This window comes from Rossellomorea pakistanensis, assembly GCF_016908495.1.
GTDB lineage: Bacteria > Bacillota > Bacilli > Bacillales > Bacillaceae_B > Rossellomorea > Rossellomorea pakistanensis.
The window spans coordinates 207,051-232,942 of the sequence record NZ_JAFBDZ010000002.1 but is presented as its reverse complement, the minus strand read 5'-3'; the positions used below and the strand labels follow the sequence as shown (position 1 = coordinate 232,942).

The 25,892-nt window shown below is 38.7% G+C and carries 29 protein-coding genes; 6 read left to right on the top strand and 23 right to left on the bottom strand.

The window, feature by feature from the left end; translation table 11 throughout:
• Positions 1 to 13: 13 nt before the first annotated feature.
• The 15 genes from JOC86_RS08920 to JOC86_RS08850 form a co-directional block, all read right to left on the bottom strand.
• Positions 14 to 610 carry a CalY family protein gene (locus tag JOC86_RS08920; RefSeq protein WP_205170906.1) on the bottom strand — a complete coding sequence of 199 codons (597 nt, stop codon included), beginning with the start codon at positions 608 to 610 and terminating at the stop codon, positions 14 to 16.
• An 86-nt stretch (positions 611 to 696) separates the two neighbouring features.
• Positions 697 to 1,269 carry a signal peptidase I SipW gene (gene sipW / locus JOC86_RS08915; RefSeq protein WP_205170904.1) on the bottom strand — a complete coding sequence of 191 codons (573 nt, stop codon included), beginning with the start codon at positions 1,267 to 1,269 and terminating at the stop codon, positions 697 to 699.
• 34 nt (positions 1,270 to 1,303) lie between these two features.
• Positions 1,304 to 2,215 (bottom strand): amyloid fiber anchoring/assembly protein TapA, encoded by a 912-nt coding sequence (gene tapA, locus JOC86_RS08910; RefSeq protein WP_205170902.1) that lies wholly within the window; start codon positions 2,213 to 2,215, stop codon positions 1,304 to 1,306.
• 210 nt (positions 2,216 to 2,425) lie between these two features.
• Positions 2,426 to 2,713: a hypothetical protein gene (locus JOC86_RS08905; RefSeq protein WP_205170899.1), complete on the bottom strand. Its 288-nt coding sequence runs from the start codon at positions 2,711 to 2,713 to the stop codon at positions 2,426 to 2,428.
• Positions 2,714 to 2,897: 184 nt separating this feature from the next.
• Complete coding sequence (locus JOC86_RS08900) at positions 2,898 to 3,161, bottom strand: hypothetical protein (RefSeq protein ID WP_205170896.1); 264 nt, start codon at positions 3,159 to 3,161, stop codon at positions 2,898 to 2,900.
• A 272-nt stretch (positions 3,162 to 3,433) separates the two neighbouring features.
• The gene (fabZ, locus tag JOC86_RS08895; protein ID WP_205170894.1) at positions 3,434 to 3,868 is read right to left on the bottom strand and encodes a 3-hydroxyacyl-ACP dehydratase FabZ; all 435 of its coding nucleotides are present in this window, start codon (positions 3,866 to 3,868) and stop codon (positions 3,434 to 3,436) included.
• A gap of 240 nt (positions 3,869 to 4,108) precedes the next feature.
• The gene (locus tag JOC86_RS08890) at positions 4,109 to 4,381 is read right to left on the bottom strand and encodes a DNA-directed RNA polymerase subunit beta (RefSeq protein ID WP_205170891.1); all 273 of its coding nucleotides are present in this window, start codon (positions 4,379 to 4,381) and stop codon (positions 4,109 to 4,111) included.
• A gap of 15 nt (positions 4,382 to 4,396) precedes the next feature.
• The gene (locus JOC86_RS08885; protein WP_205170887.1) at positions 4,397 to 5,239 is read right to left on the bottom strand and encodes a flagellar hook-basal body complex protein; all 843 of its coding nucleotides are present in this window, start codon (positions 5,237 to 5,239) and stop codon (positions 4,397 to 4,399) included.
• 30 nt (positions 5,240 to 5,269) lie between these two features.
• Positions 5,270 to 6,106, bottom strand: a complete 837-nt coding sequence (locus tag JOC86_RS08880) for a flagellar hook-basal body protein (protein ID WP_205170883.1) — start codon at positions 6,104 to 6,106, stop codon at positions 5,270 to 5,272.
• A 68-nt stretch (positions 6,107 to 6,174) separates the two neighbouring features.
• Entirely contained in the window at positions 6,175 to 7,176 is a 1,002-nt protein-coding gene (gene mreB, locus JOC86_RS08875) for a rod shape-determining protein (RefSeq protein ID WP_205170880.1), read from the bottom strand.
• A gap of 443 nt (positions 7,177 to 7,619) precedes the next feature.
• Positions 7,620 to 7,892: a sporulation transcriptional regulator SpoIIID gene (spoIIID, locus tag JOC86_RS08870; RefSeq protein WP_205170877.1), complete on the bottom strand. Its 273-nt coding sequence runs from the start codon at positions 7,890 to 7,892 to the stop codon at positions 7,620 to 7,622.
• A gap of 800 nt (positions 7,893 to 8,692) precedes the next feature.
• Positions 8,693 to 10,357, bottom strand: coding sequence for a sodium:solute symporter family protein (locus JOC86_RS08865; protein ID WP_205170875.1), 1,665 nt, complete (start codon positions 10,355 to 10,357; stop codon positions 8,693 to 8,695).
• Between the two features lie 32 nt (positions 10,358 to 10,389).
• Entirely contained in the window at positions 10,390 to 10,692 is a 303-nt protein-coding gene (locus tag JOC86_RS08860; protein ID WP_205170872.1) for a DUF4212 domain-containing protein, read from the bottom strand.
• An 11-nt stretch (positions 10,693 to 10,703) separates the two neighbouring features.
• Complete coding sequence (locus JOC86_RS08855; RefSeq protein ID WP_205170870.1) at positions 10,704 to 10,886, bottom strand: hypothetical protein; 183 nt, start codon at positions 10,884 to 10,886, stop codon at positions 10,704 to 10,706.
• Between the two features lie 459 nt (positions 10,887 to 11,345).
• Positions 11,346 to 12,314 (bottom strand): stage II sporulation protein SpoIIQ, encoded by a 969-nt coding sequence (locus tag JOC86_RS08850; RefSeq protein ID WP_239587495.1) that lies wholly within the window; start codon positions 12,312 to 12,314, stop codon positions 11,346 to 11,348.
• A gap of 234 nt (positions 12,315 to 12,548) precedes the next feature.
• Here JOC86_RS08850 and JOC86_RS08845 point away from each other — a divergent pair, with 234 nt between their 5' ends.
• Positions 12,549 to 12,995, top strand: a complete 447-nt coding sequence (locus JOC86_RS08845; RefSeq protein WP_205170867.1) for a VanZ family protein — start codon at positions 12,549 to 12,551, stop codon at positions 12,993 to 12,995.
• A gap of 184 nt (positions 12,996 to 13,179) precedes the next feature.
• Here JOC86_RS08845 and spoIID read toward each other — a convergent pair whose 3' ends face one another.
• The 5 genes from spoIID to JOC86_RS08820 all read right to left on the bottom strand — a co-directional run bounded on the left by spoIID (position 13,180) and on the right by JOC86_RS08820 (position 18,588).
• Positions 13,180 to 14,193, bottom strand: coding sequence for a stage II sporulation protein D (gene spoIID, locus JOC86_RS08840; RefSeq protein ID WP_205170864.1), 1,014 nt, complete (start codon positions 14,191 to 14,193; stop codon positions 13,180 to 13,182).
• An 820-nt stretch (positions 14,194 to 15,013) separates the two neighbouring features.
• Positions 15,014 to 16,327 (bottom strand): UDP-N-acetylglucosamine 1-carboxyvinyltransferase, encoded by a 1,314-nt coding sequence (gene murA / locus JOC86_RS08835; protein ID WP_205170861.1) that lies wholly within the window; start codon positions 16,325 to 16,327, stop codon positions 15,014 to 15,016.
• 32 nt (positions 16,328 to 16,359) lie between these two features.
• Positions 16,360 to 17,103, bottom strand: coding sequence for a YwmB family TATA-box binding protein (locus tag JOC86_RS08830; protein WP_205170859.1), 744 nt, complete (start codon positions 17,101 to 17,103; stop codon positions 16,360 to 16,362).
• A gap of 183 nt (positions 17,104 to 17,286) precedes the next feature.
• Entirely contained in the window at positions 17,287 to 17,523 is a 237-nt protein-coding gene (locus JOC86_RS08825; protein ID WP_205170856.1) for a DUF1146 family protein, read from the bottom strand.
• Between the two features lie 267 nt (positions 17,524 to 17,790).
• Positions 17,791 to 18,588 (bottom strand): hypothetical protein, encoded by a 798-nt coding sequence (locus tag JOC86_RS08820; RefSeq protein WP_205170853.1) that lies wholly within the window; start codon positions 18,586 to 18,588, stop codon positions 17,791 to 17,793.
• A gap of 170 nt (positions 18,589 to 18,758) precedes the next feature.
• Here JOC86_RS08820 and JOC86_RS08815 point away from each other — a divergent pair, with 170 nt between their 5' ends.
• The 5 genes from JOC86_RS08815 (at position 18,759) to JOC86_RS08795 (ending at position 22,878) form a co-directional block, all read left to right on the top strand.
• Positions 18,759 to 19,832: a CotH kinase family protein gene (locus JOC86_RS08815; protein ID WP_205170850.1), complete on the top strand. Its 1,074-nt coding sequence runs from the start codon at positions 18,759 to 18,761 to the stop codon at positions 19,830 to 19,832.
• A gap of 128 nt (positions 19,833 to 19,960) precedes the next feature.
• Positions 19,961 to 20,533 (top strand): hypothetical protein, encoded by a 573-nt coding sequence (locus JOC86_RS08810; RefSeq protein WP_205170847.1) that lies wholly within the window; start codon positions 19,961 to 19,963, stop codon positions 20,531 to 20,533.
• 144 nt (positions 20,534 to 20,677) lie between these two features.
• A complete protein-coding gene (locus JOC86_RS08805) occupies positions 20,678 to 20,842 on the top strand; it encodes a hypothetical protein (RefSeq protein WP_205170844.1) in 165 nt (54 codons plus the stop codon).
• Complete coding sequence (locus JOC86_RS08800) at positions 20,835 to 22,187, top strand: arsenic transporter (protein ID WP_205170841.1); 1,353 nt, start codon at positions 20,835 to 20,837, stop codon at positions 22,185 to 22,187. The genes JOC86_RS08805 and JOC86_RS08800 overlap by 8 nt, the downstream gene beginning before the upstream one ends.
• 25 nt (positions 22,188 to 22,212) lie before the next feature.
• A complete protein-coding gene (locus JOC86_RS08795) occupies positions 22,213 to 22,878 on the top strand; it encodes a DUF2642 domain-containing protein (RefSeq protein ID WP_205170838.1) in 666 nt (221 codons plus the stop codon).
• A 248-nt stretch (positions 22,879 to 23,126) separates the two neighbouring features.
• Here JOC86_RS08795 and JOC86_RS08790 read toward each other — a convergent pair whose 3' ends face one another.
• The 3 genes from JOC86_RS08790 to JOC86_RS08780 all read right to left on the bottom strand — a co-directional run bounded on the left by JOC86_RS08790 (position 23,127) and on the right by JOC86_RS08780 (position 25,892).
• On the bottom strand, positions 23,127 to 23,531 hold the full coding sequence (locus JOC86_RS08790; RefSeq protein ID WP_205170835.1) for a F0F1 ATP synthase subunit epsilon: 405 nt from the start codon (positions 23,529 to 23,531) through the stop codon (positions 23,127 to 23,129).
• A 22-nt stretch (positions 23,532 to 23,553) separates the two neighbouring features.
• Positions 23,554 to 24,972: a F0F1 ATP synthase subunit beta gene (atpD, locus tag JOC86_RS08785; protein WP_205170831.1), complete on the bottom strand. Its 1,419-nt coding sequence runs from the start codon at positions 24,970 to 24,972 to the stop codon at positions 23,554 to 23,556.
• Positions 24,973 to 25,034: 62 nt separating this feature from the next.
• The gene (locus JOC86_RS08780; protein WP_205170828.1) at positions 25,035 to 25,892 is read right to left on the bottom strand and encodes a F0F1 ATP synthase subunit gamma; all 858 of its coding nucleotides are present in this window, start codon (positions 25,890 to 25,892) and stop codon (positions 25,035 to 25,037) included.

The following is a 25,892-nucleotide window of genomic DNA, read 5'->3' as shown; positions in this document are numbered from 1 at the left end:
TTGGAATGATTGATTATCTTTCTTCGCCTTCAGTTTGGCTACCAACGAAGTTCCACGTAAGCTCTAAAGAGTCACCTTGGAATTCATTTTGGTCTGCACCGTTATCATCAAATTCAAATTGAACGTATAGCAGATCACTAGATCCAGCTACAAGCCCTTCAGATCCCCACTCATCTCCAAATAAATGTTCAAATTGGTCTTTTACTGCTTCTGGAGACATCCCTTTTAAATCCGCTAGAGTAGTTGACCAAACCGGAACATCAAGTTTATCCACATTAAACATAAAGTTTACTCTAATATGTTCTCCGAAATCTCCTACATTATCGCCTTTAGCGTCAGTTACAGCGTAATCAGTATTTATAACAACATCCTTAATATCCAATGTGCCACCATTTACTAGTTCAAAGGAACGAAGCATAGTATCACCAGGTTTAATGTTATCAACATTGATAATTTCCTGTGGATCAACTGATAAATCAAGTGTCCCTGCTGCAAACGTATTAGTAGATGTTGCTGTATCACTAAAATACGCATATGTTCCTCCACCCACTAAAGATAAACCTAAAGCTGCTGATGCTACTCCCATACCTAATTTCTTCTTCAAATTCATTTTGCTTCCTCCTCAGTACCCCGCCTATTGGGTATGTAATTTTTTTATATATTGAACCTGCACAGGTATTCCCATGCAGAGCACAATCAGGTTAGTTGTTTGTTGCTCGTATCTTCTTTCTTGATATCTTCAATTTCTCGAATCGCCTTCCAAATCGTAAATCCAGAGTATAGAAGCAGTAGAATGCCAGGGAGAATTAATAGTAGTGTCGCTCCCTCTTTGGATTGAGCAAAATTCATGAAATAACCGAGATAAGGGACCGTAAAGTCTTTATATTCACCGACTACATTTGTCGGCAAAACGGGATTTAAATCTGCCGCATCATTATTGTCACCTTTGGTAATGTATTGCACTTTTTGACCTTCACCTTTTACTTCTGTAATTCTATGGGTAATTAACTTATCATCAGATTCCATGAAGGTAATGACATCACCTTTTTCAAAGCGGGTCATATCCCCGCCAGGTTTAATGGCGATGATGGAGCCTGTTTGAATCCCTGGTTCCATTGATCCAGATAAAACGGTTTTAAGCTGGTATCCAAAGACGGTTGGTTCTCCGCCAGATGCTTTTGATGATATGACAATGAATAGCATAAATAGTAAAGTAATGAGTAGGATAAAGCTGACAATTCTACTTATCCAAACTTTTGCTTTTATCAAAATATTCACCTCAATGATTTGTTCTTTTTAGGGATTAGTTCGTTTCATTAGTGTCCTTTTCGGGCTCCTCTTGGTTTGATTCCTGAACGGCCTGTTGCTTCTTAGGTTCCACCTTTGGATTAGGTTCTTCTTTTGGTGGTGAAGCAGGTGGTGGTTCCTCTACAGGAGGATTGGTCTCTTCTTTTGGTGCTTCTTCTTTAGGTGCAAGGGTTGGCTCCGTTTTTTGTACTGGAGGTTTTGGAGTTTCTTCTTTGGTTTCAGAAGGACTACTCTTCATCTCTGGAGCTTTTTGATCTTTTTCCTCTTCGATTTTTTGAGCAGGTGCCTGAGCCGTTACAGTGATGGATTCACTCCAAAGTGCCCCTTCTTCATTTCCATTGCCTTTTTTATTATTAGGGTCGCCGTGATTTGGACGTTGGTAGGCTTTAAACATATAGTTTCCTGGTTTAGTAGTTTTATAATTTAGATTTGTTGATTGCCCACTTTTTAGAGCAGGGACAATTCCATCTGCAAGCTTTTCCCCTTTTTTCGGATTTCCCCTCTCGATCCACCACACCTCATAAGTGACTGTTCCCGCCATATCACTTCCATTGTTGATGATTGTTGATGAAATCGTGCCTTTGTTATTTAAAATAGGACCCGTAAAGGATAAAGAGCTTCTGTCCCATTCTTCTTCTGGTGGTGGATCCACTTCCCAAGTTCCAGCTTGGATCCTCCCTGTTCCACTGTCGCTATCGCTGAAATACGCATTCGTACTTCCCAGTATGTTCATTAAGGTAAACGATAAAGCATATAAAATAATGGCCACTTTCATTGTTATTAGGTAAAGCCAATGATGGTTCTTAAATTTCCTTAAGCGTTTCGTTCTAATGTTGATCCCTCCTTCTAGGAAGATTAGGATTAAAACGTTCTTTTTACTGATTGTTTTGTTCTTTTTTGAGAACATCTACATTTGTTATTATAGAACGGACTACTTTATATGAAAACTCTTAAAAATCGCTATATTCGTTCTTTTTACCGAACAAATTACTTCCTATCTCTTGTTTCCTTTATTTTTCTTATCATTTTGTATTTTTTAAAGAAATATTCGTTCTTAAAATAGAACGATTGACAACTAAAAAAAGCCAGCCCCTAGACTGGCCTTTCTAATCAATCATTATTGATTTTCATTTCCTTCATCTTCTTCTAATAGTTCTGCCGGTGCATTTTTATCTTCACCATTGTTCATGTTGCCTTGTTGATCGTCATTCAAATCATTATTCTCATCGTTGCCTTCATCCATGCCACCGTTTTCTTCTGGTGCTGGAGCTTCTGGTGCTGGAGCTTCTTCACCTGTTGGTGCTTCTTCTTCTGGAGGTGGCTCTTGGTCGTTGACATTACAACCTACAAGTAGCATGGCCGCAAGAGCTGAACCACCAAGAATGGAGAATAACTTCTTGTTCATTCTGTAAATCTCCTTTCAATGCATTGATGGTATTGGGTTATAGTTTCTAAGGTAACTTAAATGGTTTAAGGGGCTGCCCCATAAGAGGTCAGGAACCATATAGAAGATGATGCTAGACGGTTTCTTCTATATATTGAAATTGCGGTTTCTACACCTTGAATTTTGGGTCAGCCCTTAATGCCTATTATTGATCTTTATTATCTTCGTCTTGCAGGTCCTTATTATCTTCTAAAGGCTCTTCTTCTGGAGTGTTTTGATCTTCACCCATGTCCATATCGCCTTCTTGGTTGCCATTGTTACCTTCATCCATGCCACCGTTTTCTGGTGCTGGCTCTTCTGTTGGTGCATCATCTTCTGGAGGCGGCTCTTGATCGTTTACGTTACAACCTATTAGCATCATAGCTGCAAGAGCTGAACCGCCAAGAATCGATAAAAGCTTCTTGTTCATTTGTATGACTCCTTTCAATGCATAAAAGTTTAATTTGAGACCTTTGTCTATGGTCTTTCGTTAGCTTTCCCAAAAATCCTGAAAACTTGCATCCAATATTCAAGTTCATACAATTTGAGCAAAAACGGGTTGAATTCGCTAATTATCTGCGTTTATCGCCCTTGTGATCAGATGAAATATCGATATCGATTAGTCTTTCCATTCCCCGTCTTTTTCCACTTAACGAAAAAAAGGCCTAGTTTTCAAAAAACTAGACCTTTGTCCCACTTCATTTATTCCTGTTTTTCTCCTAAAGCAAACATCATTTCTGTTTCACATGCCACTTCATCATCTACCGTTGCAATGGCTTTTCCTTTACCTATCGAACCACGGAAGCGGACCATTTCTACCTCTAATCGAAGCTGATCTCCTGGTTTCACTTGACGTTTAAAACGGCAGTTATCAATTCCCGTAAAAAAGGCTAAACGGCCACGGTTTTCTTCCTTTTTGAGCATCGCTACTGCTCCTACCTGAGCTAATGCTTCAACAATAAGCACACCAGGCATGACGGGATATTCCGGAAAGTGTCCGTTAAAAAACTCTTCGTTTGCTGTTACATTTTTAATTCCTACCGCTTTTTTTCCTTCTTCTACTTCTAAAATCCTGTCAACAAGTAAGAATGGGTAACGATGTGGAATGATTTCTTTTATTTGCTGAATATCTAACATATTGGACCTCCTATTGGAAAAAATAATTATGTATTAGGTTTTATGCTTAGAATATCATATCATATAGTAGCCGTTCCTCAAATAAAGAATAGGGCAATCGCCTTGAACAGCTCTTGCCTTGCATAAAGCGAGGCACCAAGGCAGGGTGCCTTTTCCCTTCTTAGGTGCCTTGACTTATGTTTAGAGGAGCTTAGACGCTGGAGTTGGACATTGAAAAAGGAAGCCTCGCAGGACTCCCTTTTATTTTTCCTTCGTAACAATCTGAATGATATGTTCCCATGTCGATTTTTTAAATGCGTCACTTGCTTTTCCGTCACCGATGACACTATAGCCCACAATAGCTCCTAGAACGAGACTGACAGCAAAAAAGAGGACAAAAAGAATGACACGAAGCCAAATCGGGAGAAGTCTCACACGTATCCATTTCTTATCCTGTGATTCATTCTCCAACTTTTTCTCAGATTTGATTTCTTCTCTTGTTTTACCTTCTTGAAGTAACTCTTTCTCTGCCATAATTATTAACTCCTTTTAACGGATCCCGTTGATAAGCCCCATCATTTGATCTGCCATCGAAATCGACCGACTTTGGAATTGATAGGAACGCTGAACATTTAGCATATCCGTCATTTCTTTTCCTATATCTACATTGGACGATTCTAAATACCCTTGCTGAAGGCCAATATTCATTCGCTGTTGCCCTTCTAGGTCTGTTAAAATTTCCGCTTCTGTTACATCTAATTGATCAAAATTAGTCGGCAACCCCAAAAGGTTTCCTCCCAATTGCTCCATGAATTGAGGTTTCTCAATCGAGACCACACCTAAATGAAAGGTCGCTGCTTGTCCATTCTGTAATTGGACATTCAATGCTCCTCCGTCTTGTAGTGAGAAATTTTCTACATTCTCTGGTGCTGTAATAAAGTTATCATTTTCATCAAGAATTGGGAACCCCTGTCCGTTCACAATCATCAGTTCTCCATTTCCAATTGGAGAAGCATAAAAGGCTCCATCACGAGTGTAACGGATACGTGAAGCATCTCCTTCTTGAGTAAGGACTTTAAAAAAATGATTAGGAGAAGCTAGTGCAAAATCCAGTTCTCTTCCAGTTGATTTCAATGATCCTTGCTCTAAAATCAGTTGAGCTTGAGCTAACTTCGCCCCCACTCCTTGGCGAATCCCATTTGGGGTTAGCCGACCGATTTCTTCAGCAGCATTCCCTTGATTATTCACTTGTTGAACAAGAAGTTCAGAAAACGTTGCTTCTCTTCTTTTATACCCATTAGTGTCCGCGTTTGATAAATTGTTACCGATCATATCCATGTTCTTTTGCAATTGATTTAATGTATTGGCTGCCGTTATCATCATCCGATTCACAGCGGATTCCCCCTATTCAATCGATATCCTTTATCCACCCACTCGACCAATTTCGTTTGCCGCTTTTTCCATACTGCGATCGTATGCTTGTAACACCTTTTGATTCGCTTCAAAGGCTCTGTAGGCTGTAAGCATATCGGTCATCGTTCGAGAAGGATCAACATTTGAGCGTTCAAGGAAGCCTTGCTTTGTTTGAAAGCTAACTCCTTGGACATCGTTTGCATTAGGAAGAGGCTGGTTATCTTCAGTGCTATACAGTCCACCAGTGTCTCTCGTTAGTAAATTGGGGTCCTCAGCATATCCTATTCCAAGTGTCGTTACCACTTCATCATGAACAAGAATCTCGCCTCTATCATTGATGGAGAATTGATCACTGTTCAATTGGATTGGCAATCCATTTTCATTTAAAATATAATTTCCATTTGAGTTCGTCAAAAATCCATTTCCATCTAAGGTGAAGTTTCCGTTTCGTGTATACTGAGTATTTCCGTCTAACCCACGCACAGCAAACATAACCGTTCCTGTTGTTTCACCATTTGCCGGCATGTTAACATTTACTAATGCGACATCTGTTTTTCGTTCTGTTCCTTTAAGGTCCCCTTGAAAAAATGAAGGAGTCATTTCTTGCATGTATACCCCTGTATTCAGCTTTCCTACAAGTCTGTTATATGGGAGATGAAGCTCCTGTTCTGTCGGGATGTTCACTCCTCCCATTCTTTGTAGGAGCATTTCAGGAAAAGCCCTCATGGAAGATTGGTCTGCCTTATAGCCTGGTGTGTTACTATTCGCCATGTTATTTGTCAGCATTTCTGTCTTTCGTTGCTGAGCAATCATTCCAGATGCTACCGTATAAAAGCCACGAAACATTTCACTCACCTCATTTTATCGTAAAAATTATTGAATTTTAATCTTTTTCAAACCGGTATCTTATTCCATTAACCGATTTTTCTTCTGGAGATTCGATCAATATTCTCAAGCATGATGCCTGTTCCAATCGCTACACAATCCATTGGTTCGTCTGCCACTAAAACTGGAACCTTTAGTTCTTCTGCTAGTAATTGATCCATTCCATGTAATAAAGCTCCTCCACCAGTTAAAATGACACCGCGGTCAATGATGTCTGCCGATAGCTCAGGTGGTGTTCTCTCCAGAACATTTTTCGCTGCTTGAACGATGATGGACACATATTCCCTTAACGCACTTTCCACTTCTTCCGATTTAACGGTGATCGTTCTTGGAAGTCCACTCACCATATCTCGGCCACGAATCTCCATTTCTTCGTTACGTGACCCTGGGAATACCGTTCCAATGTTCACTTTTATATCTTCTGCTGTTCGTTCTCCAATAAGAAGCTTGTACTCTTTCTTAATATAAGCTAAAATTTCAGCATCAAATTTATCTCCAGCCATTTTAATAGAAGATGCTGTCACAATGTCACCCATGGATAAAACGGCTACATCCGTTGTCCCTCCACCAATGTCTACAACCATATTTCCGCTCGGTTGGAAAATGTCCATGCCTGCTCCAATGGCCGCAACTTTAGGTTCCTCTTCCAGGTAGATTTTCTTCCCACCGCTTTTTTCAGCTGCTTCTCGAATCGCCTTTTGTTCAACACTTGTAATGTTGGTAGGGCAACAAATCAGGATACGTGGTTTTGATAAAAAACCTTTTACATCAAGTTTATTAATGAAATGTTTTAGCATGGCTTCGGTCACATCAAAATCAGCGATAACACCATCTTTTAAAGGACGCATGGCTACAATATTTCCTGGTGTACGTCCTACCATACGACGAGCTTCCTCACCAACAGCTAGTACCTTATTCGTGTTTTTATCGATCGCCACAACGGATGGCTCATTTAAAACAATTCCTTTTCCTTTAACATGAATCAATACATTAGCAGTACCTAAATCAATTCCAATATCTTTCGCGAACATTTTACTCTTACTCCCTTCTTTTTCTACAAACAATAGTAAAAACGATTCATTTATATCGAATAAATTATGTTTTCTGTGAATGATATAAAGCTGTTTCCATTAGATTATTTTACCACATTTTTGTCGAAGGAAGGAATGATTTGTCAAAAAAACGGATAATTTTTCATTTGGTTCAGAAAAGTTTAAGCGCCTTAAAAATCGCCTGAAAAGCATAATCCAAGCAATCTAGAAAGAGCGCCATTTCCCTTTTAGGCGGCCTAGCTTATGTCTCTCGAAGGTATAGGCGCTAGATAATATTTATTTTTGGATGAGCTTTTCATGGGCTTATTGTCACCTTATTCTCAGCATGACTAATTAAGTAGTTTTTTCATTCCTTAGATTTTTCCAGACAATAAAAATAAGACTAAACCTTTAGGTATTCACCAATAGGTTTAGCCTCCTATTTACTTTACTACTTCGCCTTCTAGCTCTTCTTTTCTATACTTCTTCTTAGTTGCTTCACCACCGCGGAGATGTCGGATCGATTTATGATAATCGAGAATATTTTTTACTTCGTTAGCCAAATCAGGATTAATTTCTGGCAATCGTTCGGTCAAATCTTTATGAACTGTACTTTTAGATACACCAAACTCTTTCGCAATGACACGAACTGTTTTCTTCGTCTCCACGATATACTTCCCAATCTTGATTGTTCTCTCTTTGATGTAATCGTGCACACCACTCGACCTCCCTAAATTGGATGTGAGAAGTGTGAAATGAGACTCGCTCTCGCTTCAATGGACTATTAGGTTCCGCATGAAAAGCTGTGGGGTGTCAACACCTTATGCTTTATATGTATGCGGGAGGGCGACATTAAAGTTGAAGCACATAGGTTAACATGTGCTTTCTTGGGTCATCCCCACTTACAACGTATAAACATGAATGCAGCTATTTCTAACTTTGATAATAACGAAAACTCACCTCAAACACTCTCTTTTTGTCAGGTTTGTATCATTTTATTATCGATGGTCAAGATATATGCACGAATTGCTCAATAAGGACAAGTATATGGGCGAATTTTCTAAATTTTTATAAAGATTTAGTTTTTTTCACTTTATGTACACCCTGGATGAGTGGAAATCACCACCTTATAGAAATAATCTTCAAATGTGATTTGAAAGCCTTTCTTTGGAGTGAGCTTTTTATAGACAGGTTTAACGGATTATTTGTCTACAACTTACTTTTGCTGTTATTCTGTTTTTGTGAGTGCTCCTGATTTTTGATTTACTATCTTTTTTTCGAGCCAGTTTTTACATTTTAAGAGCGGGATTCTCATTTTCTGCTCTACTTTTCTGGTTTTATGAGTCGGTGCTTTCAATTTCTAAGCCTATCCTTTTTCATACTAAGACCCACTCATGATCCTTTTCGAATATTTCCTGAGAAATTTGTCGAGTCGCATGAAATATAAAAAGCCGTTACTCACTTATTCCTTAGAACAAAGGATTAAGAAGAACGGCAAAATTCGATATTCTATTCTCTATGTTAAGTTAACATCATCGTCCACCCAAACCTCACCATTTTTATATGTCATTTGTTCAGGATAACGTAGGTTCATGACTTCTTCTTGTAGTTTTTGATTCGGTGCTTTAGTGATTAAGGATACAACAATATTGGCGATAAACCCTGCTGCGGCTCCAAAAACACCTGCTCCGGTATCTATAATTCCCAAGACTGTTATACCCGCTCTTGCCATAAAAATATACGTAAGGGTTACACCAAGACCAATTAATAAACCAGCTATGACCCCTTTGGAATTAGAGCGTTTCCACCAAACTCCAAGGACAAGAGCTGGGAAGAATGTACCTGAAGCCAACGCAAATGCCCAGGCCACAATTTGAGTGATCACCCCTGGAGGATTGAGGGCAACTAAACCTGCAAGAACTGTAGCGATGACTATAGACCAACGCGCTACTAATAATCGATTCCCCTCTGTCGCATTTGGCTTAAAAACGCGATAGTAAATATCATGAGCAAATGATGATGATATGGCGATCATTAATCCGCCAGCAGTTGATAATGCCGCTGCCATTGCTCCTGCTGCAACTAACCCGATGACGAATACTCCTAAGTTCGCTATCTCTGGTGTCGCCATTACGACAATATCATTTGAAATAATGAGCTCCTTCCATTGAAGGATCCCATCACCATTTGAGTCTGCTACTTTAAGTTTGCCTGTATCGACCCAGGATTTGGTCCAACTTGGAAGCGCATCGATTTTGCTTCCAGCAACCTTTGTCATTAAAATAAAGCGAGAGAATGCTGCATATGCCGGTGCTGATAAATAGAGTAATCCGATAAATAACAACGCCCACGCACCTGACCAACGAGCCGCTTTCATTGTTGAAACAGTATAAAACCTTACAATGACATGAGGGAGTCCAGCTGTTCCGGCCATCAGCGTAAACAACAAAGCCATAAACTGCCATTTGGTTCCATTGGTAAACGGAGCAAAATACTCCGAAATTCCAAGCTCACGATCAAGCTCCCCCATTTTGCCGACAATATCCCCGTACGATATCCACGGCATCGGGTTTCCAGTAATTTGAAGCGACATAAAAATGACAGGAATTAAATAAGCAATGATTAAGATAATATATTGTGCTACTTGCGTCCAAGTGATCCCTTTCATTCCGCCGAATGCTGAATAGAAAGCGATTAATACCACCCCGATAAGAGTTCCAACTTTGGCATCGATTTCAAAGAGGCGTCCAATGACGACACCAGAGCCTGAAAGCTGTCCAATGGAGTAGGTAAAACTGATGATAATTGTACAAATGGCCGCAAGAACTCGTGCTGTATGACTTGCATAACGATCGCCAATAAACTCTGGCACAGTATAGCGGCCGTATTTTCTTAATTGTGGGGCTAATAAAAAGGTTAAAAGAAGATAGCCTCCCGTCCATCCCATAATATAAGCTAGTCCATCATATCCTAGTATCATGACAGTTCCAGCCAGCCCAATAAAGGATGCGGCACTCATCCAATCTGCTCCAATGGCCATTCCATTAAAAACAGGTGGAATTCCCCTTCCGGCTACATAAAAGTCTGATGTAGCACGTGCTTTATTATAAATTGCAATTCCAATATAAATTCCAAAAGTAGCAAGTATGATGGCCGTTGATACAATAAATTGTGTATCCAATCTAATCCCCCTTAATGACGCTTGTCCATTATTTAGTGGTCTAGAGTTTTTCCATAGCTAAGCTGTTCGTTTTTACTCTCATCAATCCCGTATTTCTGATCAATTCGATCACTTACTTTTGCATTAATAAATAATAGTAGGATAAAAACAATAATGGATCCTTGTGCTCCCATAAAATAATGTAGCGGAAAGCCACCAAGGGTGATATTAGCTAGTGGCTCTGCAAACAGAACAATTCCAAAGGAAGAAAGAAACCAAATGATTAAGTAGAGGATTGTATATTTATTTTTTTCTTTAAAATATTGATCGGCCTTCAATTTATCGATCTTCTTCATATTTTTCCCCCTTACGTTAAGCTAAAAATAAATTTAACTGTATCAAGAAACGGAATGGGTACAAGAGCAATTTGGAAAATAAAATAGGCAAATAAGGATAAAAACGGGATCGCTAAGAAAAATGCTTTCTTTTTACGTAAGGCTAATATTAAGCAACCTGCGGTAATAATGAAAAAAACTAGAAATGTAGTCAATCAAACTCCTCTCCTTCTCTCTATATATTTTAATTTTTCTGAATTTTTTATATTGTTATTATCACGACTGAGTATAGCTTGGTCAATCATAATTGTTAGACAAATAATGTATTTCCTTTATTTATAGCCATGTTTTATTTTTCAAAAATAATATAATTCATAGCATTTCACTTTGGTTATCTATTTTTCTTCACAAGGGTGTTTTTGAAATATAATAATAGGACTGTCGAATTTCCTCGGAAATTTTTTGATAGGAAATTTCGTTTTTGGATTAGACTTTTTTCGTAAACATGGTTGTTATTTGAAAAGGTGTTAATTGGTTTCCGCTGCGGGGAAGGCGTTAAGCTCCTCTCGCATCTGCAGCGAGGACCAGCCTTTTTTTCAAAAATATAAGTTCTTAGAAAACAGCCTTAGATTAAAAAAAGGACTACCTCGGAAGGTAATCCTTTTATCATGTCTTTATTGGTTTTCTTTCTTTTCATCCTCAGGGTTTTCAGTTGCTTGATCATCGGATTCATCAGAGCTTGGGTCTGCTTGTTCTTCTGTTTCATTAGCATCTGGGTTTTCCTGATCTTCAGTTGGATCTGTACTTTCTTCTCCAGCTGGCTGTTCAGAATCAGGACTTTCAGTTCCAGCGTTTTCTTCGCTAGGTGGTTGTTCTGTAGATTCCTCACCAGCTTGCTCTTCTTGATCCACTTTCTGCTCTTCTTCTAATGAAGCTTCTTGAAGTGTTGCTAAAGATTTATTCACGTAATCTAATGGATTCACCGCAACATCATCTTTGCGAATTTCAAAGTGAACATGTACCCCGGCATCTTTATTCAGTGTGCTTTGACCAGCTTTTGCAATCGATTGACCTTGCTTAACTGTGTCGCCTTCTTTTACCTTGAAGTCTTTAACGGATTGATAAAGAGTAACAATTCCTTTATCATGCTCAATTTCAATCACATTTCCTAATAGTTCATCTTCAAGAACTTTTGTAACTGTCCCGCTCATTGAAGCTTGGACATCAAATTCTTTCCCATCCATCGAAATGTCGATGCCTTGGTTTGGTTGATAACTATTGTTGTAGACAACTAGAGCGGCTGCTTGCTCTTCAGCAGATGCATTCACATCATAGAATTGTTTCTCAATAACTGCCTTATCTGGGTTTTCAAGCGGCATTACGAAATTCTCGAGCGAACGATTCACTTCCAAAGCTGGATTATCAAACTCATTGTCTGTTGGTTGATCGAATCCATATTGGTTTTCTTCTGCCACGTCATTTCCTGATGCTTGATACCATAAAATAGCTGTAATAATGATTGCGGCACTTGCTAGATAGACTGCTGGGAATACCCAACGCTTTTTGAAAAATTTTTGAACACTAGATTTTTGAGAAGTATGTTTCTTTTCTTCCTCTCTCATTTTCATCACCTCAGCAATCATTCTGAACACTTTGAAAAGAATATATACCTTGTGATGAAAAAAATTTTTTAAATTCTTATTATTCGATATCCTTTCAAGAATTATGTATATTTTATTAAAGTTTTTCTTCCAGAGTCGGTTCCCTCTTTTTCACATGATACAATATAGTGCAAGAGCTATGAGGAAAAGACTTGGAAAAGAGACTTATTCATGAATGACAAGTTTTTTCTAAACAATAGTAGAAAGAGGATGTGTATGAAAGCTTTTGTGCGATGGAGCCTTACGATGATCCCATTCTTATATATGATTTTAATCTGGGTGTTATCTAGTTTACCTGATACGGCCGTAATAGAATTACCAGACGATGCTTTTGATCGTTTTTTCAAAGAATCGTTGCATGTCATAGAGTTTGGAATTTTATATAGTTTTTTCATTCTAGCATTACTAGCACATGATCGATTAACCTATACTGCGAATCTATTTGTTGCTTTGGTTGCTGCGTTCTATGGTCTTGTTGATGAGATTCATCAATCATTTATTCCCTATCGTTCTGCTACTATTATTGACGCTGTCAAAGATTTGATTGGGGTTGGGATTTCCTTTTGGATTGTCAATCGAACGTATTTTACACGACCTTCTCATTTTTTGACTAGAGGGATGAAATGGTTAACAGGTGTAATAATGAAAAAAGAAGGAGCTTAGCGTAATCTCATTAACTACGTTTAGCCCTTCTTTTATTTTGTCTTTTTTCATAATGTAACCAACAGCCTTTAAATATAGCAATAGACAAGTCGCCAATTGCCTCGAGTCCAACCTCTCACTTTTGACACCAAGCATTCAGGAATCTTGCTTTTATTCTAATAGGGTAAAAAGTTTGCGAACAGATTTATTTTTTAGCAGTATATTGTTTTAGAAATTTATCTGTTCCTACAATATCAATCCCTGAATAATAATGATTCACAATCTCTTTAAATGATTTTCCTTCTTCTGCCATCCCGTTAGCCCCATATTGACTCATGCCGACTCCATGGCCATATCCTTTTGTTGAAATAACAATATGGTCCTGCTTTCGGTACCATGTGAAATCTGTTGAGGCTAGACCTAGAGATTCACGAATTTCTCTACCTGTAAATTCTTTTCCATTAATATCAATACTGCCTACTCGCTTTCCAGATGTTCTAGAGGTTATCGTTCCAACTGATTCTTTATCTCCGAGCTCTACTCCTAGTTTTTGTTCAAATTCTGCGACTGACACTATTTTTTGTTCTTCAAATTTAGGAGAATCTTTATCCCAAGGACTTTCGACACTTTTTAAATATGGGGTTTCATTCGGAAAATAATCTTCGGAGTTCACCGTGTACCCATTACTGGTTGAAAAAAATGAAGCTGTAATGGGGCTCCCATTATATGAAAGAACCTTTCCTTGCGTCTCTAGTACTGCTTTTGTTATTCTTTCAAGCTTTCGATCATAGTCAGGTCCCCATAATTTTTTAAGTTCATCCTTACTTTTGTAAACTTGATGAGAAATCGTGTCTGTTACATCTGCACCTTTTGGAACTGATTCATCTTTCGCCATTAAATGAGACACAATATAGGTCCTTGCTGCTAGAGCCTGAGCTTTAAGTGCTTCCATTTCAAACTCTGCAGGCACCTCACTTGCCACTACACCGACCACATAATCTTCAAGTGGCAATTTTTCAATCGTTTCGGTATTGCTGCGGTAAACCGCTACTTCCACCGATTCAGATAACTTTTCTTCCGTTGGAGGGTTTTTCTTACTCTCATCAAGCTTTCCACTTGCTTGGTCTGATGAAAAAGGAAGCACTAAGAGAGTCGGTACAACAAACGATACGGCGATGATAAAGGAGATGATGATTAATACTGGCTTTAACTGCTTCATTCACGATGCCCCCATAAAAATATTTAAGGGAGGAAATCTCAGGCTTTCCTCCACCTCAATTCATATCTATGGTATTGGACAAGCATTTATGACCAAATTTTTTGGGGTAGAAGTACTTCTATAGAGTGAAGCGGTGATGCCTCCAGGGACTGCCTCCAGGGACGGTTCTCGGGCGCTGTGACGCGGTGATGCCTCCAGGGACGGTTCTCAGTCGCTGTGACTCAACCAGGAACGAGTCTCAAGTGTGGGGCACAGTGATTCGGCTGGGGAAATCCCAGAGTGAAGTGGGGTAGAGGGTATCTTCCCCTGGAGTTTAGAGAGGGTCAACATTTATATAAATGGTTAGTAAAAATCTAGCGTTCCTTGACATTTAATGAATTATTTAGTTAATGAATAATGAAATACAAATCAATAAGACCGATTCTTGGGAATAACCGGTCTTATTCCTTAGCCAATTTTCCTTTTATTAAATGTGTTTTCATAGGAAGCGAGTGGATAATTTTTAACTTTTGGCTGTTTTATTTTCAACTTTTGGCATTTAATTTTCAACTTCTCACTTTTAATTTTCAACTTTCACACTTTTATCGATTTCTCGACAATATTCTACAAAATTAGAAGGTGAGTAGAGAAAACAGAGTCTATTCCAGTTTAATCTCAAAGTAAGTCCGGCCACTATTACAATCCTCAACACATCAAAAGTGCAAAACCCTCACTCTACTTCACCACTTTAAAGGAATCGAGAACCGTCCCCGATTCCTTTAAAGCAGAAAAGCCTCCGCATAGCGGAGGCTTTTCTTTATGTGATGATTTAGTATTGTTATTAGGCATTTAAGTCGGTAACAATTGTGTTGTTGATCGTTGTTTCGGTTTCTTCTGTTTCGCTAATACGTTCGATGTCAGCTCCAAGTGCTGCGAGCTTTCCATGGAAGTTGACATAGCCACGGTCTAGATGTTTAAGTTCTGTGACACGTGTGTATCCCTCAGATACAAGACCCGCAATGGTTAGTGCAGCTGCTGCACGTAAGTCAGTAGCAGCTACTTCCGCTCCTTGTAAGGAAGCAGGACCGTTCATAATAACGGAACGTCCTTCAATTTTAATATCTGCATTCATGCGACGGAATTCTTCCACGTGCATAAAGCGGTTTTCAAATACTGTTTCGGTGATGACACTTGTACCTTGGGCATGTAAAAGGAGAGACATCATTTGAGATTGCATATCCGTTGGGAATCCAGGATGTGGCATCGTTTTAATGTCTACTGCTTTTAGTTTTTCAGGTCCGATGACACGAACACCGTCTTCTTCTTCAATAATCGTGATTCCCATCTCTTCCATTTTGGCAATGAGTGATGATAAATGTTCAGGTACAGCTCCTCTTACAAGTACATTTCCACCTGTAATGGCCGCAGCACACATGAACGTTCCTGCTTCAACACGGTCTGGAATAATAGTGTGTTCTACACCATATAAACGCTCGACACCTTCAATTCGGATCGTTCCTGTACCGGCACCTTTTACATTTCCGCCCATTTTGTTCAGGAAGTTTGCAAGGTCTACTATTTCAGGTTCTTTTGCTACGTTTTCAAGAACAGTTGTGCCTTCAGCTAATGCTGCAGCCATCATAATGTTCTCTGTAGCTCCTACACTTGGAAAATCTAGATAGATCTTAGCACCTTTTAGCTTTCCGTCTACCTCTGCTTCGATAAAACCATTACCAACCTTCACTTTTGCTCCCATTGCTTCGAAGCCTTTTAGATGTTGGTCGATTGGTCTTGAACCAATAGCACATCCGCCAGGTAAAGCGACACGAGCCTTTCCAGTTCTGCCAAGTAATGAACCCATCACTAACACAGAAGCACGCATCTTACGTACATATTCAAATGGTGCTTCTACAAATAGCTCTCTAGATGCATTTACCTCAACCTGACTTCCATCAAACGATACATCTGTATTTAAATGACGTAATACTTCATTAATCGTATATACATCGGAGAGAGCTGGTACATCCTTGATTACGCTCTTACCTTCACTAGCTAATAATGTTGCAGCGATCACAGGTAAAACGGCATTTTTTGCTCCTTCAACTTTAACCGTACCATTTAACCTTTTTCCGCCGCGGACGATAATTTTTTCCAAGAGTCTTCCCCTCCGCGTCCAATTTCTCTATATTAATATTCAATCGTAATAATGGGTGTGCCAATGACAAAGGTTGTCTTAGCGCCCATTCCTTCATCTCTTAAGCCTAGTTGCATATTCATCAAGTTATTTTCAGTAGGGACTGAATGCTTAAACTCTTTTGAGTAAGCAGAAATTGAAATAAAGTTTTCTTCTTTTAATGATTCAACTTCTTTTGCGCCTAAATCATTTAACAGCTTGGATGCCCGTTTTGACAAAACTTCGTCAAGTGTATCACTGAATTCGCCTTCTATACAAGAGAAAATAAGTGGTTCACCGTTAAAAATTTCTTCCAATTTAGGTAAGAAATGCTTTCTAACAGATTGTGCCTTTTTTGAATTCCAACCGCTGCCACGGAATTCGTAGATAAGGTACGAAGATTTTTGTCCGTTTTTGTCGGTCGAAATTAATTTAATACTTTCTTCCCCGTCTTGGTGCTTCTGTAAACCTTTTATAACAATGTCTTCATTACTTTTGGTATGAGTCCACTGAAAATCCGGGTATTTTGCACGCATATTTTCATAATAGGATGCAAAACCTTTACTAGTGGAGAAATCTAAGTTTTCTCTTGCATATAGAGACCATTCAATGATATCTCCATCTGATTTTTCGACCGCCTCTACTAGCTTCTCAATTTCCAATTGCTGATTAGCTGCAGTGGTGTTATTCCCGTAATAAAAATAAGTCAAACCTATCCCAATAGTAATTATTAAAGCAAATTGTATTATTCTTTTCATCCGTATCCTCTCCCTTACTCACAGTCTTTCCTCTATAGGGAGAATAATACTTGGGAATTGTCGTCAACTTTCAACAAATGAACCCTCACTTTGTGAAAAGAAACACACAATTAAAATAATACTCAAAATAAGCTGCATTTGGAACATGCAAGAAGACCTATCTTGTTACAGTTTATCGAACATTTATTGAAAAAAATGCTGAAGCTGTAACGACCACGATAAATAATCTAGAAAAAAGTTACTTACAATAGAACCAATCGCAATGCTTAACAAAATATAAAGCAACCGTGCTTGCATAACTCGATTTGCTCGCAGTAACTTTTCAAAATTTAAAGCCTGAAGTGCCCAGAAAGTCACGGCAAAAAAAGCTAAATGCACAAGCATATTGATTAGAGCTTGTTGTCCAAAAGATTCAAGCATCGAGTGAATCACCCTTTTTTTGCAAATTTCGACATACTCTTTATTTTAACACATAATCACAAGGGGAATCAGCTTTTTTCAAAAACACCCAATATTCAATTAATTGTCACTCATACAAAATCCTATGTAAAAAAACATTAGGGGTGACCCTAAACAAATTGTCCAAATCTTCACCATCAAAATAAGGTAGAATCCTGCATTATTCCTCTAATATGAATGATAAGATTGACTTTTTTAGGATAACCCCAATAATCAGAAATGGTTATGTTACTTTTTCCCTTTACCGCCTTTTGAGCCTTTTTTTCCTTTAGAGCCTTTTTTACCTTTAGAACCTTTGTTTCCACACCAATTTGGATCTTGACTCCACCAGTTTCCTTCTTTTCCTCCTCTATTGCCCTTAGAGCCTTTATTACCTTTTGTTCCTTTATTGCCACCAGAGCCTTTTCCGCCTTTATTGCCTTTTGTTCCTTTATTGCCACCGGAGCCTTTTCCACCTTTATTACCTTTTGTTCCTTTATTGCCACCGGAGCCTTTCCCACCTTTATTGCCTTTTGTTCCTTTATTGCCACAGGAACCCTTACCTTCTTTATTGCCTTTTGTTCCTTTATTGCCACCGGAGCCTTTTCCACCTTTATTGCCTTTTGTTCCTTTATTGCCACCGGAGCCTTTTCCACCTTTATTGCCTTTTGTTCCTTTATTGCCACAGGAACCCTTACCTTCTTTATTGCCTTTTGTTCCTTTATTGCCACCGGAGCCTTTTCCTTCTTTATTGCCTTTTGTTCCTTTATTGCCACCAGAGCCCTTACCTTCTTTATTGCCTTTTGTTCCTTTATTACCTTTTGAACATTTGTCTTCTTGATCACTTTGACCTTTCTTACCTTTTGATCCTTTGCCTTTTGAACCCTTGCCACCTTTATTACCTTTTGATCCTTTGCCTTTTGCAATGACTACTTGTCCGTTATTTTCTTCCTCTTTTTCTACTGGATTATTGATCAAGTATTTATCTAATCCTTTTTCATTAGCTAATTCAATCAACGTCTCCACGTCGTGTGTTAATACTTTCACGTTTATGACCTCCTGAAATTTTTTACCTAGTATGGTGTTAATTATTTTATGTGAGGACAACCAATGTTGCGTTAGTCATTCTCCCTAATTTCAAGGAAATCTGCCTGATTTACACACTATCCTAACTCTCCGAATACTTATATACACAAAACAAGTGTGAGGTGAAGGTTATGAACACTGAACTTTTAACTTATTCCATTTTCATTCACCCAAAAGACCTTAAAGCGTTAAAGCAAAATGTATGGAGGAAAAGGCCAGTCAATGCTAAGTTAACTACCCAAAATCAGAGCTTCAAAGTGGATGTGCTCTATCGTGGAGAACATATTCGTAATATGCAGAAAAAATCTTATCAGCTCATTTTCCAAAAAAGTTTCTATGGGGCAAAAGAAATTCATTTAAATGCAGAGTACAAGGATCTTTCCTTGATCCGTAATAAGCTTTCATTGGATTTTTTCCAGGATATTGGAGTTCTTTCTCCTGGCTCCAGCTATGTATTGCTTTATCTTAACGGGACCTTTCAAGGGATATATCTGCAATTAGAATCTTTAGATGAACATTTATTGAAGAAAAGAGGGTTACCAAGCGGCTCTATTCATTATGCTGTCAATGACGATGCTAATTTCTCTTTATTGACACCAGAATTAACGGTAAAAGAGGCATTAGATTCCGGATATTCACGAAAATTTGGTACAACTCAAGATGATGATCGTCTGAAAGAGTTGATCTATTCTATTAATTTGGCATCCGAACGAGAGTTTCCTGAAATCATTGAAGGCATATTAGATGTAGAAAAATATTTAAAATGGCTAGTCGGAGTTATTTGTACTCAGAATTTTGATGGGTTCATCCAAAATTATGCCTTGTATAAAAATTACGAAACCGAGCTATTTGAAATCAGTCCTTGGGATTATGATGGCACATGGGGTAAGGACCTGAATGGAGGCGATACGGCTTTTGATTATATTTCTATTGATGGATACAACACGTTGACTGCTCGCCTTCTTCAATTTGAAAAGTATCGGAAATGCTATAAAGAACAAATGGAAGAAGTGCTCTCCACCAAGTTTACTCCTACTTATTTAGAACCTGTTGTTCAAGATTTATTTACCTTATTGGAACCCCATCGGGACAAGGATCCGTTTATCCACGCTTCAAAGCTGGATTTTGAAGAAGAAGCCCACCAAATCATTACTTTTATTCAAGATAGAAACCACTTTCTTACCCATCAACTGAAAGACTTTTAAGTAGACGACTATTATGTATGGACAAACGTCTGTTATTTATAAAATAGGCGTTTTCAATATTACAAGCTTATAGCTTGGCACATATAAATATTGAGAAATGTTTTAACACAAAACAGGAGGGATTCTTAATGAACTACGATTTATTGTCTACATTGGTTGGGCAGGTGGTTAGGATTGATCGAGGTGGCCCTGAATCTAGAATAGGGATGCTAATAGCGGTAGCAGATGATCACCTTACATTATTAACAGAAAAGGATGGTGTCGTTTATTACAAACATCAACATGTGAAGAGTGTTACGAAACACTCGAAAAACAAGTTAAATTTCGGCATGGAGATTCCAGAAGATATGGAATATAAGCAAGCTGAATCTTTCAACTCACTATTAACTGAACTTCAATACGAATGGGTAAAAATCAATCGCGGCGGCCCTGAGTCCATTGAAGGGATTCTGAATGAGAGCAATGAGGACTATGCAACGATTGTTAAAAATGAAGAGGTCGTTCGTCTCTCAATGTATCACATTAGAAATATCAGTTACGGTGAAAAAGTAGAGAACGAATCTAAAGATGAAGACAAAGGAGAACAAAATTCAGAAGCAAAAAACGAGCAAAAGTCTGAAAGTAAAAGTGAACAAAATAACGAACAAAACTTCGAGAGAAAATTCCAACAGATCTTCCAAAGATCAGCCTTCACTAAATAGAGAGAAGCTAAATGTACAGATCCTATGAGGAGGTATCTCTATATTAAACTTCTCACCAAGCTACTTATACAGTAATCATGAACATCTATTATAATACAAGCAAACGATTTTAAGGCCAAATGAAATAGGAAGGGAGGAAAAATTATGATCATGACTATGTTTATCATTGGCTACTTTACCTTATTGGGTAGTTTATATTACTTCATCTTTCTAAAGCCAACATCGAAATATAAAGAAGAACATCAAACATTAACAAATACCGATAATAAACATACTGCGATTATTAAAGAGGCGAATCAGAATGCCTGATATCAATTTAATTTTAATGATGATCATCTTCCCCTTTACTATATTGTTTATGCTTTGGCGCCCCTTTGGAATCAATGAAACGATCCCAACTTCCATTGGTGCTTTTCTTGTGTTGATTTTAGGGATTGTTCCCTTTACAGATGTAGTAGATATTTTCGATATTGTTAGCGGTGCTGCACTTACGATTCTATCAACCATAATGATGTCTATCGTTCTCGAAAGTATCGGCTTTTTCCGATTGATTGCCTTAAATATCGTCAATCGTTCTAATGGATCAGGAGTAAAATTGTATATCTACATCCTTTTATTATGTTTTTTGATGACCATGTTTTTTAATAATGATGGTAGTATCCTGATTACAACACCGATCATCATTCATATCGTGTCCATGTTAAAGCTAAAACCAAACCAACAAATCCCATATCTATTATCCGGTGCTCTCATTGCAACCGCAGCCAGTGCTCCTATCGCTGTAAGCAATATTTCCAATCTAATTGCACTTGAAATAGTCGGATTAAGTCTAAACAACTATATCCAAATGATGTTTATTCCATCAATGATTGCCATTCTAGTCCTTGCCTATCTTCTCTATTACTACTTTAAAAAAGATATCCCCCAAAAAACACGCGATATCTCCCTTATATGGAAAACACAATCATTAAAATATAAGTATAATCACCCTCTCGAAACCTCTAAACCTAAAGAAGATGTAGATTGGTGGTTATTTAAAATCTGCATTGTGACCGTGGTCCTAACGAGAGCTAGCTTTTTCGCATTAACCCCGTTTGGTATTCCACTAGAAGCTGTAGGTCTTATCGGAGCAGCACTTCTGATATTTATTAGATGGTATCGAACGAAAATCGGGATCATTGACATTTTCAAAAAAACCCCTTGGCATATCCTTCTGTTCGCTTTCAATATGTATGTACTCGTATACGGGCTAAAAAATGTAGGATTGAACCAATACATTGTTGAGAGCTTAAGCGGATATATTGTAGATCAACCTTTTAACGGGAGCCTGATAATGGGTGTCCTCCTTACGGTTATGTCGAACCTCTTTAATAATCTTCCAGCGGTTATGATTGGAACCTTGTCGATCACTGAAATGGGACTAGACCCCCACACTCTACAAGTTGCTTATCTAGCAAATGTTCTTGGAAGTGATATCGGTGCATTATTAACACCAGTTGGAACCCTCGCGACTCTCATTTGGATGTATATATTAAAGAGCCATTCTATTCACTTATCCTGGGGAAAATATTTGAAAGTAACCATTTTAATTATACCCATTGCATTAATCACAGGCTTACTAAGTCTATATTTCTGGGTTGAATGGATATTTTAGTACGAGAGAGGAGTGAATACTATTTATGAAAATATATACTCAATTTATTGGAGAAGGAGTCAAAATAGAGATTTCAGGAAAAAAAGTCATTAATGGCATTCTGATTGAAGTTGGGAATGAGATTTTGATTGTCTTTAACGGCGAAGATTATATCTATGTCCCTAATGGGCATATCCAGACACTGCACATAATACCCAAAGATGATTATTCTATTTCAGAACCAACGAATATGCCAGTATTAGAACAAGACGAAGAACTAGCACTGAGGAAAATACTGAATTCCGCAAAGGGAGTGTTTCTAGAAATTTATGTAACCGGTAACCAGCCATTACATGGGTATATCACTAATGTGATGAATAACTACTTTTCCTTTTATTCTCCAGTCTATAAAACAATGCTCATTTCCTTGCAGCATTTAAAATGGATCATTCCCTATTCCAGCAACATCTCTCCTTATAAATTAAGCGCAGAAAACCTACCAGTCAATCCCATTTCCATGAGCTTAGCCAGAAGTTTCGAAGTACAAATCGGGAAACTTTCAAATAAATTAATTGTGTTTAATTTAGGGAAAAATGAGGATCTAATTGGTAGGATCGAAAACATCGATAACAATATAATCGAAATCATCACAGCACGAGGAAATTCGAGTTATTTAAACCTGCAACATATTCAAACCGTCCATATTCCCTAGAAAAGCGGAAGCGCCTTGGTAGAGGATGAAAGGCTAAATTCGCCACGTCCTGTGGCAACGCCTTTCTGACCCACATCCTGTGGGCCTCTGACAAGCATAAGACGAGTCACCTAGAAAGGGGGCCTTTTCCCTTTCTAGGTGGCTTGGCTTATGTCTCGAAGGCCTAGGCGCTGGAGCTGGCACGAGAAAAGCGGAAGCGCCTTAAATTAAGAAAAACCTCCAAACTACTAAGTTGGAGGTTTTTTCTATTAAAAATTACGTTCAGAAACGTTAATTCTATTCATAGCACGCTTAAGTGCAAGCTCTGCACGGCGGAAGTCTAAGTCTCCTTGCTGTGCTTGTAAACGACTTTCTGCGCGGTTTTTTGCTTCTTTCGCGCGTTCAATATCAATACCTTCTGCTTTTTCAGCAGCTTGCGCTAGAATTGTCACTTGTTCAGGGCGAACTTCTAAAAATCCACCACTAACTGCTACAAGCTCAGTGTTATTGCCATTTTTCAAGCGCACTGCACCGATTTGTAATGGAGCTACCATCGGAATGTGTCCTGGTAAGATTCCCAGCTCACCGCTCATAGCTTTTGTACTCACCATTTCCACTTCTGAATCGTACACTGGGCCATCGGGAGTGACAATATTGACTTTTAATGTCTTCATTTTCTTCCCTCCTGGTCCCTAATTATACCTCTACACCCATCTTTTTAGCTGCTTCTAAAACATCTTCGATTGGGCCAACTAGACGGAATGCATCTTCTGGAATGTGGTCGTATTTCCCATCAAGAATCTCTTTGAATGCTCGTACAGTATCTTTTACTTGTACATAAGATCCTTTTTGTCCAGTGAACTGTTCTGCCACGTGGAAGTTTTGAGATAAGAAGAATTGTACACGACGAGCACGTTGAACAACTAATTTGTCATCATCTGAAAGCTCATCCATTCCTAAGATCGCGATAATATCTTGAAGCTCTTTATAACGTTGAAGTGTTTGCTGTACGGAACGAGCAACACTGTAATGTTCCTCACCAACGATTTCTGGAGAAAGGGCACGTGAAGTAGATGCCAATGGATCCACCGCAGGATAAATACCCATCTCAGAAAGCTTACGCTCAAGGTTTGTTGTTGCATCTAAGTGAGCAAATGTTGTAGCCGGTGCCGGATCCGTGTAGTCATCGGCAGGTACATAGATTGCTTGAATAGATGTTACAGAACCTACGTTTGTTGACGTGATACGCTCTTGCAATTGACCCATGTCTGTTGCAAGTGTTGGCTGATAACCAACGGCAGATGGCATACGACCTAATAGGGCAGATACCTCTGAACCTGCTTGAGTAAAGCGGAAGATATTATCGATGAACAATAATACGTCCTGGCCTTGCTCATCACGGAAATATTCTGCCATTGTAAGACCTGTTAAAGCAACACGCATACGTGCTCCAGGCGGCTCATTCATCTGACCGAATACCATTGCTGTTTTCTTAATTACTCCAGAGTCACTCATTTCATGGTAAAGGTCATTACCTTCACGAGTACGCTCACCTACACCTGCGAATACGGAAAGACCACCGTGTTCTTGTGCGATGTTATTGATAAGCTCCTGGATAAGAACGGTTTTCCCTACTCCGGCACCACCGAATAGACCAATTTTTCCACCTTTAATATATGGAGCAAGTAAGTCTACTACTTTGATACCTGTTTCAAGAATTTCAACTTCTGTAGAAAGCTGTTCGAACTTAGGTGCTTCTCTGTGAATCGAGTCACGACGGATACCACCCTCGATTGGTGCATCAAGGTCGATCGTTTCACCAAGTACGTTGAATACACGTCCTAGAGTCACATCACCTACAGGAACAGAGATAGGAGCTCCTGTATCGATTACATCTACTCCACGAGTAAGTCCGTCCGTTGATGCCATCGCAATCGCACGAACTGTATCATCACCTAGGTGAAGGGCAACTTCTAGTGTTAATTCAACTCCAACTGAATCAGCTTGAGCTTTTTGCTCAACCTTTAACGCGTTAAAGATTTCAGGAAGCTGACCATTATCAAACTTTACGTCAACAACCGGACCCATAACTTGAAGAACGCGTCCTTTATTCATCTTTTTCCCTCCTAACTAGCATGTAGCGACAACTTTATTTAGAAAATATTGCCGCGAAAACTCTATTCTAAAGCCGCTGCTCCACCAACAATCTCCGTAATTTCCTGTGTGATTGCTGCCTGACGAGCACGGTTATATGAAAGTGTAAGGTTATTAATTAAGTCCTGTGCATTATCTGTTGCACTCTTCATGGCTGTCATACGAGCCGCATGCTCACTGGCTTTACCATCTAGTAATGCTCCATAAATTAAGCTTTCAGCATATTGAGGAAGTAATACCTCAAGGATTTCTTCCGCAGATGGTTCAAACTCATATGATGTCAGTTTTGAAGAAGTCTCAAGATCTGTTAGAGGAAGGACTTTCTTCTCCGTAACATCTTGCTGAATCGCACTGACATAATGGTTATAGTATAGATAAAGCTCATCATAAGCTCCATCTGAATACATTTCTACTGCTTTACTGGCAATATCCTTTATATCAGCAAAGCTTGGCTGATCCGGGATACCAACGATTCCGTCCAATACATTGTACCCACGTTTTTGGAAAAAGTCTCTTCCGATCCGACCAATTGCAATAATCGCAAATTCATCGTTTGACTTATGACGTTCATTTATTGCGTTACTGACAAGTCGGATAACATTACTGTTATAAGCTCCCGCCAACCCACGGTCTGCAGTAATAACTAAATAACCAGTTTTCTTAACGGGGCGGGAAACTAACATCGGATGACTAACACCTGAGCTACCAAGTGCAACGGATGATACTACTTCCTGAATCTTTTCCATGTAAGGAACGAATGACTTAGCATTCATTTCAGCACGGCTCATTTTTGAAGCGGATACCATTTGCATTGCCTTTGTAATTTGACTCGTCTTTTTTGTTGACGTAATACGAGATTTTATATCGCGTAACGATGCCAC

Bases quoted from the DNA above. Each gene is read 5' to 3' on its own strand.
- JOC86_RS08920 (WP_205170906.1), bottom strand. From the start codon at position 610: ATGAATTTGAAGAAGAAATTAGGTATGGGAGTAGCATCAGCAGCTTTA.
- spoIID (WP_205170864.1), bottom strand. From the start codon at position 14,193: ATGAAGCAGTTAAAGCCAGTATTAATCATCATCTCCTTTATCATCGCC.
- JOC86_RS08790 (WP_205170835.1), bottom strand. From the start codon at position 23,531: ATGAAGACATTAAAAGTCAATATTGTCACTCCCGATGGCCCAGTGTAC.
- JOC86_RS08900 (WP_205170896.1), bottom strand. From the start codon at position 3,161: ATGAACAAGAAGCTTTTATCGATTCTTGGCGGTTCAGCTCTTGCAGCT.
- JOC86_RS08880 (WP_205170883.1), bottom strand. From the start codon at position 6,106: ATGTTTCGTGGCTTTTATACGGTAGCATCTGGAATGATTGCTCAGCAA.
- JOC86_RS08815 (WP_205170850.1), top strand. From the start codon at position 18,759: ATGAACACTGAACTTTTAACTTATTCCATTTTCATTCACCCAAAAGAC.
- JOC86_RS08800 (WP_205170841.1), top strand. From the start codon at position 20,835: ATGCCTGATATCAATTTAATTTTAATGATGATCATCTTCCCCTTTACT.
- JOC86_RS08810 (WP_205170847.1), top strand. From the start codon at position 19,961: ATGAACTACGATTTATTGTCTACATTGGTTGGGCAGGTGGTTAGGATT.
- JOC86_RS08805 (WP_205170844.1), top strand. From the start codon at position 20,678: ATGATCATGACTATGTTTATCATTGGCTACTTTACCTTATTGGGTAGT.
- atpD (WP_205170831.1), bottom strand. From the start codon at position 24,972: ATGAATAAAGGACGCGTTCTTCAAGTTATGGGTCCGGTTGTTGACGTA.
- mreB (WP_205170880.1), bottom strand. From the start codon at position 7,176: ATGTTCGCGAAAGATATTGGAATTGATTTAGGTACTGCTAATGTATTG.
- fabZ (WP_205170894.1), bottom strand. From the start codon at position 3,868: ATGTTAGATATTCAGCAAATAAAAGAAATCATTCCACATCGTTACCCA.
- JOC86_RS08825 (WP_205170856.1), bottom strand. From the start codon at position 17,523: ATGCTTGAATCTTTTGGACAACAAGCTCTAATCAATATGCTTGTGCAT.
- JOC86_RS08890 (WP_205170891.1), bottom strand. From the start codon at position 4,381: ATGGCAGAGAAAGAGTTACTTCAAGAAGGTAAAACAAGAGAAGAAATC.
- JOC86_RS08860 (WP_205170872.1), bottom strand. From the start codon at position 10,692: ATGAAGAAGATCGATAAATTGAAGGCCGATCAATATTTTAAAGAAAAA.
- JOC86_RS08830 (WP_205170859.1), bottom strand. From the start codon at position 17,103: ATGAAAAGAATAATACAATTTGCTTTAATAATTACTATTGGGATAGGT.
- JOC86_RS08845 (WP_205170867.1), top strand. From the start codon at position 12,549: ATGAAAGCTTTTGTGCGATGGAGCCTTACGATGATCCCATTCTTATAT.
- JOC86_RS08905 (WP_205170899.1), bottom strand. From the start codon at position 2,713: ATGAACAAGAAGTTATTCTCCATTCTTGGTGGTTCAGCTCTTGCGGCC.
- JOC86_RS08850 (WP_239587495.1), bottom strand. From the start codon at position 12,314: ATGATTGCTGAGGTGATGAAAATGAGAGAGGAAGAAAAGAAACATACT.
- tapA (WP_205170902.1), bottom strand. From the start codon at position 2,215: ATGTTCTCAAAAAAGAACAAAACAATCAGTAAAAAGAACGTTTTAATC.
- JOC86_RS08795 (WP_205170838.1), top strand. From the start codon at position 22,213: ATGAAAATATATACTCAATTTATTGGAGAAGGAGTCAAAATAGAGATT.